Source organism: Azospirillum endophyticum, assembly GCF_016595245.1.
Classification (GTDB): Bacteria; Pseudomonadota; Alphaproteobacteria; order Azospirillales; family Azospirillaceae; genus Azospirillum; species Azospirillum endophyticum.
The window spans coordinates 620,287-631,968 of record NZ_JAENHM010000073.1 but is presented as its reverse complement, the minus strand read 5'-3'; the positions used below and the strand labels follow the sequence as shown (position 1 = coordinate 631,968).

Genomic DNA, 11,682 nt, shown 5'->3' with positions numbered 1-11,682 from the left:
GACGAGCGTGAGGTGAGGCCTTGGTGGGTTGGATCATTCGGACGCTGGTATTGTGCTTCATCGTCGGCTTCGTGCTGTCGTTCCTGCACATCGACCCGGCCAGCATCCTGACGAACAGCTGGCAGACGGTGCAGGACATCGCGGCGCTGATGGTCGACGCCGGTGGCTGGGCCCTGCCCTATATCCTGATCGGCGCCGTCATCGTCGTGCCGCTGTCGCTGATCGGGCTGGTCCTGCGCTGGAATCGCTCGCGTCCGCCGTCATGAGAGCGCCCCTCCAACTTTCGGGCAAAAAAACAGGAGGCACCGGAACCGGAGCCTCCTGTGAAACAGGGAGGGTTAGAGACAGTCATAGGTCTACGCCCGTCTCCCTCCCCTCGCGTTGATGCATGTCAACGAACGGGTATTTTCCACTGCGCTTTTGTCGGCCCTTCCCGCCCGAAAGAAAAAGCCGGAGACATCCATGCAGATGCTCCGGCTCAGTGATACAGGGAGGGTTATGAGACAAGAAGGACCCTATCCGAAGCGCATAGTCCCTTCGTTGATCTGCATCAAAAGCTCTCCAGATCACCGTCGACTTCTTGCGGCGTTCCGCCGCAGCCTTCGGTCGATCCTCAGCCGAGGATTTCGGCCAGCGCCACCACCAGCGCCTTGTTTTCCTCCTCGCGGCCGACGGTGATGCGCAGGCAATCGGACAGGCCGTATTCGGTCACCGACTTTACCAGGATGCCCCGGCGGGCGAGATGGTCGACGACCGCCTGGGTGCCCAGCGACGGATCGGTCGGTACCCGGGCCAGCACGAAGTTGCAGACGCTGGGATAGACGCGCAACCCCACCCGCTCCAGTTCCCGCGACAGCCATGGCAGCCACTGCGCATTGTGGGCGAAGGTCGCCTCCTCATGCTCCGCGTCGCTCAGCGCGGCTGCGGCGGTCAGCTGGGCGGGAAGCGAGACGTTGAAGGTGCCGCGGATGGCGTTCACCGCCTCGACCACCGTGGCGGGACCATAGCCCCAGCCGACCCGCAAGCCCGCCAGCCCGTGCATCTTCGAGAAAGTGCGGATCAGCAGGACATTGTCGGAATTCTCGACGATCTCCGTCCCGTCGCTGTAGTCGGGCAGCCGGCAATAGTCGGCATAGGCGGAATCGAGCACCAGCAGCGTGTGCGACGGCAATCCGGCGCGCAGCCTCTGCACCGCATCGGCCGGTATGTAGGTGCCGGTGGGATTGTTGGGGTTGGCGAGGAAGCAGATTCGCGTCCGCTCGCTGGCGCGGTCGATCAGCGCCTCGACATCCACCACCATGTCGCGCTCCGCCGCGACGACCGCCGTGGCGCCGGCGGCGCGGATCGCCTTGAGAAATCCGCGATAGCCGCGCTCGTGGCACAGCACCTCGTCACCGGGGCCGGCGAAGGCCTGCGCGACCAGATGGATCAGTTCCTCCGACCCGGCGGTGCAGACGATGTGGTCGGCATCGATGGCATGGCGGCGTGCGATGGCATGGCGCAGCGGCTCCTGGTCCCAGTCGGGATAGCAGTGGATCCGGGTCGCCGCCTCGCAATAGGCGTCCAATGCCAGCGGGCTGGGACCGAGCGGATTGTGGGTGAGGGACAGGTCGATCCAGCGGCGGCCGTCGCGGGGTGGACGAACGGGACGGTACGGCTTGATCTGGCCAACGCTGGGACGGGGGCTGAGCAGGTCCATAACCTCGATCTCCGTAAGCGGATCGGTCGAACAGCACGTCAGGCGACCGATTGAACCGCAAACCGGTGCGCGACGCCACAGGACATTGCGTCGCGCACCCGGAATCGAGGTGTTTTGTTTCCAGATGGCAGGCCGGATGGAACCGCCCGCCTGCCGCCCGGATCAGTGGTTCAGGATTTGGCTGAGGAAGAGGCGCGTGCGGTCCGACTTCGGGTTCGAGAAGAAGGCGTCCGGCGTGTCCTGTTCGACGATCTCGCCGCGGTCCATGAAGATGACGCGGTCGGCGACCGACTTGGCGAAGCCCATCTCGTGCGTGACGCAGAGCATGGTCATGCCGTCCTCGGCCAGCCCGATCATGACGTCCAGCACCTCCTTGACCATTTCGGGGTCAAGGGCGGAGGTCGGCTCGTCGAACAGCATCACCTTCGGGCTCATGCACAGCGAGCGTGCGATGGCGACGCGCTGCTGCTGTCCGCCCGAAAGCTGGCCGGGGTATTTCTTGGCCTGCTCGGCGATGCGCACCCGCTTCAGGTAGCTCATCGCCCGCTCTTCCGCCTCGGCCTTCGGCATCTTGCGGACCCAGATGGGGGCGAGCGTGCAGTTCTCCAGCACGGTCAAATGCGGGAACAGGTTGAAATGCTGGAACACCATGCCGACCTCGCGGCGGACCAGCTCGATGTTCTTCAGGTTGTTGGTCAGCTCGATCTTGTCGATGACGATCGTGCCCTTCTGATGCTCCTCAAGCCGGTTCAGGCAACGGATCATCGTCGATTTGCCCGACCCCGACGGACCGCAGACGACGATGCGCTCGCCCTTCTGGACGCTGAGGTTGATGTTCTTCAGGACGTGGAATTCGCCGTACCATTTGTTGACGCCCGTGCAGCGGATGATTTCCTCGCCGCTGAGGGTGTGCTTCGGCTTGGCGGCCTGGGACATGGCCTGGGACATGGGTCTTGCGTCTCCCTTGACGGCGAGGATCTAGCGACGGTGGCCGCGATTGAGATCGCGTTCGAGCTTCTGGCTGTATTTCGACATGCTGAAGCAGAAGATCCAGTAGATCACGCCGATGAACAGATAGGCCTCGCGGTAGAAGCCGCGCCAGGACGGATCGGACAGCGCGGCCTTGGCGGTGCCGAGCAGGTCGTACAGGCCGATGATGATGACGAGCGAGGTGTCCTTGAAGAAGCTGATGAAGGTGTTCACCAGCGGCGGGATGGCGACGGCAAGCGCCTGCGGCAGGATGATCTTGCGCATCTTCTGCCAATAGCCGAGCCCCAGCCCGTCAGCCGCCTCGTACTGCCCCTTCGGGATCGCCTGCAGGCCGCCGCGGATCGCCTCGGCCATGTAGGCGGCGGCGAACATGATGAAGGCGATCTGCGCCCGCAGCAGCTTGTCGATCGACACGCCGTTCGGCAGGAACAGCGGCAGCATCACCGACGCCATGAACAGCAGGCTGATCAGCGGCACGCCGCGGATCAGCTCGATGTAGGTGACGCAGAGCACCTTCACCGCCGGCATGTTCGACCGCCGGCCCAGCGCCAGCAGGATCGACACCGGAAAGGCCACCGCCAGGCCGATCACCGACAGGATGATGGTCAGCGGCAGGCCGCCCCACAGGGTGTTCTCGACATAGGTCAGGCCGAAGACGCCGCCCCACATCAGGATCGCCACCAGCGCCAGTCCGGCGGCCCAGACCAGTCCGAACCACGGCTTCCAGAATCGGCGGTCGCAGCTGGCAACCAGCAAGGCGATGAAGACGCCGATGGTCACCAGCGGGCGCCATTGCTCATCCCACGGGAACATCCCGAACATGATGAAGCGCAGCTTCTCGCTGATGAAGCCCCAGCAGGCGCCGCCGGCATCCTGGCGGCAGACCGTGGAGGTCGCATCGAAGCCGTGGGCGCGGATCAGCAGCCAGTTGGCGAAGGGTGGAATCGCCGAAGCCAGCAGACCCAGGACCAGGACGGTCAGGATGGCGTTGTACCAGCTGTTGAACAGGTTGTTCCGCAGCCACGCGATCGGGCCGACGGTGTTGGCCGGCGGACGCTCGTCCGGCAGGCCGACGCTTTGCACGTTGTCGGTCATGGCCGTTACCGCTCCACCAGCGCGATGCGCTTGTTGTACCAGTTCATGAAGATCGAGATGCTGAGGCTGATGACCAGATAGGTGCCCATGATCATCGTCACCCCCTCGATCGCCTGGCCGGTCTGGTTCAGCGTCGTGTTGGCGATGGACACCAGATCGGGATAGCCGATGGCGAGCGCCAGGGAGCTGTTCTTCGTCAGGTTCAGGTATTGGCTGGTCAGCGGCGGCACGATCACCCGCAGCGCCTGCGGCAGGATCACCAGGCGCAGGGTCGGGCTGCCCGGCAGGCCGAGAGCGCGGGCCGCCTCGGTCTGGCCCCAATTGACCGCCTTGATGCCGCTGCGCACCACCTCGGCGATGAAGGCCGCGGTGTAGAGAGTCAGGCCGGTCAGGATGGCGAAGAATTCCGGCGAGATGGCCGCGCCGCCGGTGAAGTTGAAGCCGGTCAGCTTCGGCACGTCCATCGCGAGCGGCGCGCCGCCGGCGAGCCAGGTCAGGACCGGCAGGCCGACGATCAGGCCGAGGCCGGTCCAGCCGGCGGGGAAAGGCTGTCCGGTTCGGGCCTGCCGCGCCCTGGCCCAGCGCGACACGCCCCAGGCGGCGACGATGGCGACCAGCAATGCGATGCCCATGTTGGCCCAGACCGGATCGGGGGCCGGCGTCGGCACGCGCAGGCCGCGCTGCGACAGGAAGACGCCCGGGATCGGGTTCAGCGCCTGACGCACCGGCGGCAGTCCGTCCGACACCAGCGCGTACCAGAAGAACAGCTGCAGCAGCGGCGGGATGTTGCGGATGATCTCGACATAGGTCGAGGCCAGCTTGGCGATCAGCCAATTGCTGGACAGCCGGGCGACGCCGATGACCGTGCCGATGATCGTCGCCAGGAGGACGCCGATGATCGACACCTTCAGCGTGTTCAGCACACCGACCAGGAACGCCCGGCCATAGGAATCCTTCGGCGAATAGTCGATCAGCGACTCGCCGATGCCGAAGGCCGCTTCACGCCCCAGGAAATCGTAACCGGTCGCGATCGAGCGCCGCGCGAGGTTGTCGAGCGTGTTTGAAATAAGGAACCAGCCGACCAGGACGACCGCACCGACCACCAGGATCTGGTAGACAATGGCACGGAACGTCGGGTCGCTGAGGGAAAACGATATGCCACCCGGCGGCGGAGCGCCTTGGGTGGTCCGGGTCTCGGTCGCCACGGACTACTCTCCCCCAAACATCGCGTCCCATGCGGTGCCCACGCGGTTCCGGACGTTCTTCCGGGCATTTCCCACACCGTAGGGGATGCGACATGTCTCCCAAATGCGGCCGGATGCGCGGACGTTTCATTGACGCCCTTCGCGACCGCTCCTCGACCGGAGGGCCGTCCCCGCCGAGATCCCGGCGGGGACGGCCTTCAAGCGGTAACGGGCCTTACCGGAACGGCTGCGCGTACATCAGGCCGCCCTTGGTCCACAGCGCGTTGAGGCCGCGCTCCAGCTTCAGCGGGGTGCCCGGGCCGACGTTGCGGTCGAAGATCTCGCCGTAGTTGCCGACCTTCTTCACGATGTTGTAGGCCCACTTCTCATCCAGGCCGAGCGCCTTGCCCATGCCCGGCGAGGCGCCGAGGAAGCGCTGGATGTCCGGGTTCTTGGAGCTGTTGAACTCGTCGGCGTTCTTGGAGGTGATGCCGAACTCCTCCGCCTGGATGGTCGCATAGACCGTCCACCTGACGATGTCGAACCACTGGTCGTCGCCATGGCGCACGGCGGGGGCCAGCGGCTCCTTGGAGATGACTTCCGGCAGGATGACGTGGTCGTCCGGAACCGGAGCCACGCCGGCGCGGGTGCCGGCCAGACCGGACACGTCGGTCGTCAGCACGTCGCAGCGGCCGGCGAAATAGGCGGCGTTCACCTCGTCGTTCGACTCGATGACGACCGGGTTGTAGGTCATGTTGTTGGCGCGGAAATAATCCGCCAGGTTCAGTTCGGTCGTGGTGCCGGACTGGACGCAGACGGTGGCGCCGTTCAGCTCCTTGGCGCTCTTCACGCCGAGCTTCTTCGGGACCATGAAGCCCTGGCCGTCATAATAGGTGACGGGGGCGAAGTTCAGGCCGACCGAGGTGTCGCGGGTCAGCGTGGCGGTGGTGTTGCGCGACAGCAGGTCGACTTCGCCCGACTGGATGGCCGGGAAGCGCTGCTGGGCGGACAGCGGGGTGAACTTGACCTTGTTCGGGTCGTTGAAGATGGCGACCGCGACGGCACGGCAGTAATCGACGTCCAGGCCGGTCCAATTGCCGGCGCTGTCGGGGTTGCCGAAGCCCGGCAGGCCGGCGTTGACGCCGCACTGCACGAAGCCGCGCTGCTTGACGGTATCGAGCGTGGCGGCACCGGCGACGGCGCTGGCGGAAACGACCACAGCCGCCGCGGCGGCGGCGAGGAACCCTGACTTCATATTATGAACTCCACCCTGTTCTTGCGTTCTTCGCATTTGAGCGGTCTGACGACGCGCTTGGTCACGCCGGCTTGATGATCCAGTGGGACAGCCCCGCAGGACCCACCCTGTGAGGATCGCGACGCTGCCATGCGCGTGGGACAAGAGTGTATCAACTTGATCCGGCTTGTCGAATCCTCAGTGCATTGGTGGTGTTACCAAAACATCCCGGTCCCGGATGGCTTTTCCGTGCAATCGGCGATGGCCGCAGGGCTTCCGGGATGACACAATGTTCGGCCGCGCCCGCGTCGCCCCGGGGGTTCCTGCAACGGCGGCATCGGACGGGCCGGATTGCCGCTCCAGCCAAACGGACAGTCGATGAAGGACGTCACGAAGGACACGATTCTGGTTCACGCCGGCCGCGATCCGCGGAACAACCACGGCATCGTCAATCCGCCGGTCTACCATTGTTCCACCGTGCTGTTCCCGACGCTGGACGCGCTGGAGGACAGCGACCGGAACATGCTGACGAGCGTGAACTACGGTCGCATGGGAACGCCGACGACCTTCGCCTTCGAGGAGGCGGCGGCGGCGCTGGAGGGCGGATACAGGGCGGTGAACACCGGCTCCGGCCTTGCCGCGATCGCCATCGCGCTGTCAGCCTTCACCAAGGCCGGCGACCATGTGCTGATCACCGACAGCGCCTATGGCCCGACCCGACGCTTCGCCAAGGAGACGCTGGCCCCCTATGGCGTGGAGGTCGAGTTCTACGATCCCTGCATCGGCGCCGGCATCTCGGCGCTGCTGCGGCCGAACACCAGCGTCGTCTTCCTCGAATCGCCGGGCTCCCTGACCTTCGAGGTGCAGGATGTGCCGGCCATCGCCACCGCGGCCAAGGCCGTCGGCGCCACGGTGATGATCGACAACACCTGGGCGACTCCGCTGTTCTTCCGCCCCTTCGACCATGGCGTCGACCTGTCGATCCATGCCGCGACCAAATACATGGTCGGCCATGCCGATGCGATGCTGGGCGTGATCACCTGCCGCGACGAGGCGCACTGGACCGTGGTGAAGAAGACCGCCACCCGCTTCGGCGTCTGTGGCGGGCCGGACGACCTGTATCTGGGCCTGCGCGGCTTGCGGACCCTGTCGGTGCGCATGCGCCAGCATCAGGAAAGCGCGCTGGCGCTTGCCGACTGGCTGGAGGCCCGGCCGGAGGTGACGCGGGTGCTGCATCCCGCCCGCCCCGACTTTCCCGGCCACGCGCTGTGGAAGCGCGATTTCACCGGCTCGAGCGGCCTGTTCTCCATCATCATCGACCAGGTGCCGCGCCAAGCGCTGGCGGCGATGCTGGACGGCATGGAGCTATTCGGCATGGGCTACAGCTGGGGCGGGTTCGAAAGCCTGATCCTGCCCACCCGGCCGTCGGCGGTGCGCTCCGCCACCCGCTGGAACGATCCGGGACAGGTGCTGCGCCTGCACGCCGGTCTGGAAAGCCCCGAAGACCTGATCCGCGATCTCGAGGCCGGCTTCCGCCGGATGGCCGCCGCCCTGTGAGGGGCGGACCAGTTGAGGAGTGATTTGCCATGACGGACACACCGTCGGTCGATTCCGCCGCTTATGAAGACGCGTTGGCGGCCATCCGCTTCACCGCCGACGGGCTGGTTCCCGCGATCGCCCAGGCCGACGGCACGGGTGAGATCCTGATGATGGCCTGGATGAACCGCGACGCGGTGGTGGAAACGCTCACCACCGGCCGCGTCTGCTACTGGTCCCGGTCGCGCGGCGGATTGTGGCGCAAGGGCGAGACCTCCGGCCAGGTCCAGCGGCTGAAGGATTTCCGGGTGGATTGCGACGGCGACACCCTGCTGCTGATCGTCGAACAGGACGGTGTCGCCTGCCACACCGGCCGGCGCAGCTGCTTCTTCCGTGCCTGGCGCGACGGACGGCTGGAGACGATCCAGGAGGTCGAAACCGATCCCGCCATTCTCTATGGCGGGCATTCGCACGGCCACGGCTGACGAACGGAACGCCGGTGGCGGATTCGGCGCTCCTGCAGGACATGTTGATCCACATCAACGCAGCACCCCTGCCGAAGGGTATATACACTTTCTTGTCTCTAACCCTCCCTATACACGACTGCACCGGGCGCTCTCTTGGGCGCCCGGTTATTTTTTGTCTAGGCTGACGGATCCGCAATCGCAGGTATCGATCGACGCGTTTGCGTCTCGGTTCCTCTTTCGGTCGATCCGTTCCTGCCGTGCCTTTTGCCTGCGGCCTACCGCCTTCCCCATTCATACATCGCGTTCGGCATGCGGCCCTGTGCCCTTCCGCCGTCCAAAACCTGTCCGGAAGGGGAAGAAAATCTTCTTTCTGTCACAGAAACCTCCTCCATCCGGCCACAAATAGTTCTGATATATAAATATTTTGCTTCGTTAATTTCAGCAAGTTCCAGTTATCTGTGTCATCTGTACAGGTCCCCTTTGTATTGCCCCTTTATCGCTTTTCGACAGCCCGAGGCCCATGGTTAACATCTGGTTAATCGTTAACAGCACGTTAACGGCACTGATGGAGAGACGCCATGCGCCAGTTCTGGGGGACTTCGTACAACGACACCATGACCGGCACCGCCTATGACGACCGTCTCGACGGTCTGGATGGGGACGACCGCATCAACGGCGCCGGCGGGAACGATCTGCTGTATGGCGAACGGGGGAATGATTCGTTGATCGGCGGGCTGGGCAACGACCAGTTCCATGGCGGCGACGGCAACGACTGGCTCGGCGATCCCTACGGGAACGAGGCCGGAAACGATTCGATGTGGGGCGATGCCGGCAACGACCAGCTGTTCGGCGGCGACGGCAACGACTGGCTGGACGGCGGCACCGGCGACGACATCCTGAAGGGAATGCGCGGCGACGACACCATGATCGGCGGCGCCGGCAACGATACGCTCTATGACAGCTATCGCGACGGCGGCGCCGACCTGTTCCGTCCGGGCACCGGCGACGACCTCATGGTCAGCTACACCGACGGTCAGGTCGATCGCTTCCTGATGGAGCAGGCGACCGGCGGCTTCGGCAAGGACACCATCAATTATTTCGAGAGGGGGATCGACCAGATCGAGTTCCACGGCTACACCGCGGCTCAGATGTCGCTGTCCAGCGTCGGCTTCTCGTCGGTCTTCACCTTTGCCGACGGCTCGTCGCTGACGGTGGATCAAGTCGGGCTGACTGCCGGCCACGATTTCATCTTTACCTGACCCTCCCCCCTGTCCGAATGGAGATCTCCGGCCGCCGATGGGATCACCCCGTCGGCGCAGCGGACCTCCGGCCATGCTTACGCTGTTATAGGAGCGGACATTTCCGCGCCGTCAGCAAAAGGGCCAAGAACGATGGACCACCGCCGCCTTTCCCTGCGCAAGCGTCTTCCCACCCTGCCGGTTCTGGCCGTCCTGCCGGTCCTGGCGCTGGGCGCCTGCGCCAGTGCCGACATGGGAGGCGTCCCATCGGCGGAGGTGGCGACGAAGCCGCCGATCGAACTGGTCGGGCTGACCGTCCAGACGCCGGACGGCCGCCGCATCCTCGGCAACGTCACCGACCTGGTGATCGGGCCGAGCAACCGGGTGGAGCAGGCGATCGTCACCGTCGGCGCGCCCCGCTTCCCGAACGAGCACAAGGTGACGGTGGCCAGTGACAATCTGCGCTACGCCCGCAACCGCCAGGCCGTGATCCTGACCGGCATGACGGCGGAGGAATTCGCCGCGCTGCCGCCGGTCGGCGGAAGCGACCGCATGGTCTCGATGGGCAGCGCCCTGCCCGCCGGCACCGCGCCGACAAACTGGGCCGGAGCCACCCGGCCGCGCTGACCCTTTCCCAGCTGGAAGCACACCAATAAAAAAGGGAGCCGGACGAACCGGCTCCCCTTTTCGTATCCAGGGACGGTGGCGGTCGCCGTCACTTCCCCTGAAGCTGCTTCATGATGTCGTCCGCCGGGTTCTGTTCCGGCTGCGACGGATCCCCGAAGGGCGGCGCGACATCCTGGTTGTCGAAGGCCGGGATCTCGATCTTCACGTCGTTCAGGTTGATCACCGGCCCCTTGTCGCGGCCGGCATCGACCAGCTGCGGGAAGGAGATGACCAGGGCGACCATGATGATCTGGATCACCACGAAAGGCACCGCACCCCAGTAGATCTGGCCGGTGGTGATCTTCCCGATCTTCCGGCCCGTGACCTTGTCGATGTAATCGGTCTTCGGCGCCACCGACCGCAGGAAGAACAGCGCGAAGCCGAAGGGCGGGTGCATGAAGCTGGTCTGCATGTTGACGCCCAGCAGCACGCCGAACCAGATCAGGTCGATGCCCAGCTTGTCCGCCACCGGCCCCAGCAGGGGCACGATGATGAAGGCCAGCTCGAAGAAATCGAGGAAGAAGGCGAGGACGAAGACCAGGATGTTGCAGACGATCAGGAAGCCCAGCTCGCCGCCCGGCAGGCCGATCAGCAGATGCTCCACCCACAGATCGCCGTTGACGGCCCGGAACACCAGACCGAACACCGTCGAACCGATCAGGATGAACACCACGAAGGAGGACAGCTTGGCGGTCGAGTCCATCGCCTGACGCATCAGGTTCCAGCTCAGCTGCCGCTTGGCGAGCGCCAGCAGGATGGCGCCGGCCGCTCCCATCGCGCCGCCCTCCGTCGGGGTGGCGATGCCGACGAAGATGGTGCCAAGCACCAGGAAGATCAGCACCAGCGGCGGGACCAGCGAGGTGATGACGCGCAGCAGCAGCTTTGCCCCGCGCAAGGTGCGGGCTTCCGGCGGCAGCGCCGGCACCATCTCCGGCTTGATGATGCTGGTGAGCAGGATGTAACCGGCATAGAGTCCGGTCAGCACGAGGCCGGGGATCAGCGCGCCGGCATACATGTCGCCGACCGAGCGGCCGAGCTGGTCGGCCAGCACGATCAGCACCAGCGACGGCGGGATGATCTGGGCCAGCGTGCCCGACGCCGCGATGACGCCCGACGCCAGGCGGCGGTCATAGCCGTAGCGCAGCATGATCGGCAGCGAGATCAGGCCCATGGAAATGACCGAGGCGGCGACCACGCCGGTGGTTGCCGCAAGCAGCGCGCCGACGAAGATCACCGCATAGGCCAGACCGCCGCGGATGGGTCCGAACAGCTGCCCGATGGTGTCGAGCAGATCCTCGGCCATGCCCGACCGCTCAAGGATCAGGCCCATGAAGGTGAAGAAGGGAATCGCCAGCAGCGTGTCGTTGCGCATGATGCCGAACACGCGTTCCGGCAGCGCCTGCAGCAATGCCGGTGTCAGCAGTCCCAGTTCGATGCCGATCAGGCCGAACACCAAGCCGTTGGCGGCCAGTGCGAAGGCCACCGGGAATCCCATCAACAGGAAAAGCACCAAGGCGCCGAACATCAGCGGCGCCATGTTGGTGGATATGAACTCTACCATCTGGGGGGCGCT

The 11,682-nt window shown here is 65.1% G+C and carries 11 protein-coding genes; 5 read left to right on the top strand and 6 right to left on the bottom strand.

Annotation, left to right across the window (positions count from 1 at the left end; translation table 11 throughout):
• Positions 1–23 precede the first annotated feature (23 nt).
• Positions 24–266 (top strand): hypothetical protein, encoded by a 243-nt coding sequence (locus JHL17_RS29840; protein ID WP_345773904.1) that lies wholly within the window; start codon positions 24–26, stop codon positions 264–266.
• Positions 267–613: 347 nt separating this feature from the next.
• Here the strand turns inward: JHL17_RS29840 and JHL17_RS29835 are convergent, their stop codons facing one another.
• The 5 genes from JHL17_RS29835 to JHL17_RS29815 form a co-directional block, all read right to left on the bottom strand.
• The gene (locus JHL17_RS29835) at positions 614–1,699 is read right to left on the bottom strand and encodes a pyridoxal phosphate-dependent aminotransferase (RefSeq protein ID WP_200198243.1); all 1,086 of its coding nucleotides are present in this window, start codon (positions 1,697–1,699) and stop codon (positions 614–616) included.
• A 162-nt stretch (positions 1,700–1,861) separates the two neighbouring features.
• Positions 1,862–2,647, bottom strand: a complete 786-nt coding sequence (locus JHL17_RS29830) for an amino acid ABC transporter ATP-binding protein (RefSeq protein ID WP_200198242.1) — start codon at positions 2,645–2,647, stop codon at positions 1,862–1,864.
• A gap of 30 nt (positions 2,648–2,677) precedes the next feature.
• Positions 2,678–3,784 (bottom strand): amino acid ABC transporter permease, encoded by a 1,107-nt coding sequence (locus tag JHL17_RS29825; protein WP_200198241.1) that lies wholly within the window; start codon positions 3,782–3,784, stop codon positions 2,678–2,680.
• A 5-nt stretch (positions 3,785–3,789) separates the two neighbouring features.
• Complete coding sequence (locus JHL17_RS29820; protein ID WP_200198240.1) at positions 3,790–4,989, bottom strand: ABC transporter permease subunit; 1,200 nt, start codon at positions 4,987–4,989, stop codon at positions 3,790–3,792.
• 214 nt (positions 4,990–5,203) lie between these two features.
• Positions 5,204–6,223: an amino acid ABC transporter substrate-binding protein gene (locus JHL17_RS29815; protein ID WP_200198239.1), complete on the bottom strand. Its 1,020-nt coding sequence runs from the start codon at positions 6,221–6,223 to the stop codon at positions 5,204–5,206.
• 357 nt (positions 6,224–6,580) lie between these two features.
• Between JHL17_RS29815 and metC the strand changes: the two genes are divergently transcribed.
• The 4 genes from metC (at position 6,581) to JHL17_RS29795 (ending at position 10,070) form a co-directional block, all read left to right on the top strand.
• Complete coding sequence (gene metC, locus JHL17_RS29810) at positions 6,581–7,759, top strand: cystathionine beta-lyase (protein ID WP_200198238.1); 1,179 nt, start codon at positions 6,581–6,583, stop codon at positions 7,757–7,759.
• Positions 7,760–7,788: 29 nt separating this feature from the next.
• Complete coding sequence (gene hisI, locus JHL17_RS29805; RefSeq protein ID WP_200198237.1) at positions 7,789–8,223, top strand: phosphoribosyl-AMP cyclohydrolase; 435 nt, start codon at positions 7,789–7,791, stop codon at positions 8,221–8,223.
• Positions 8,224–8,783: 560 nt separating this feature from the next.
• Positions 8,784–9,464 carry a calcium-binding protein gene (locus tag JHL17_RS29800; protein ID WP_200198236.1) on the top strand — a complete coding sequence of 227 codons (681 nt, stop codon included), beginning with the start codon at positions 8,784–8,786 and terminating at the stop codon, positions 9,462–9,464.
• A gap of 132 nt (positions 9,465–9,596) precedes the next feature.
• Complete coding sequence (locus JHL17_RS29795) at positions 9,597–10,070, top strand: PRC-barrel domain containing protein (RefSeq protein WP_200198235.1); 474 nt, start codon at positions 9,597–9,599, stop codon at positions 10,068–10,070.
• 88 nt (positions 10,071–10,158) lie between these two features.
• Here the strand turns inward: JHL17_RS29795 and JHL17_RS29790 are convergent, their stop codons facing one another.
• Positions 10,159–11,670: a TRAP transporter large permease gene (locus tag JHL17_RS29790; protein WP_200198234.1), complete on the bottom strand. Its 1,512-nt coding sequence runs from the start codon at positions 11,668–11,670 to the stop codon at positions 10,159–10,161.
• Positions 11,671–11,682 lie beyond the last annotated feature (12 nt).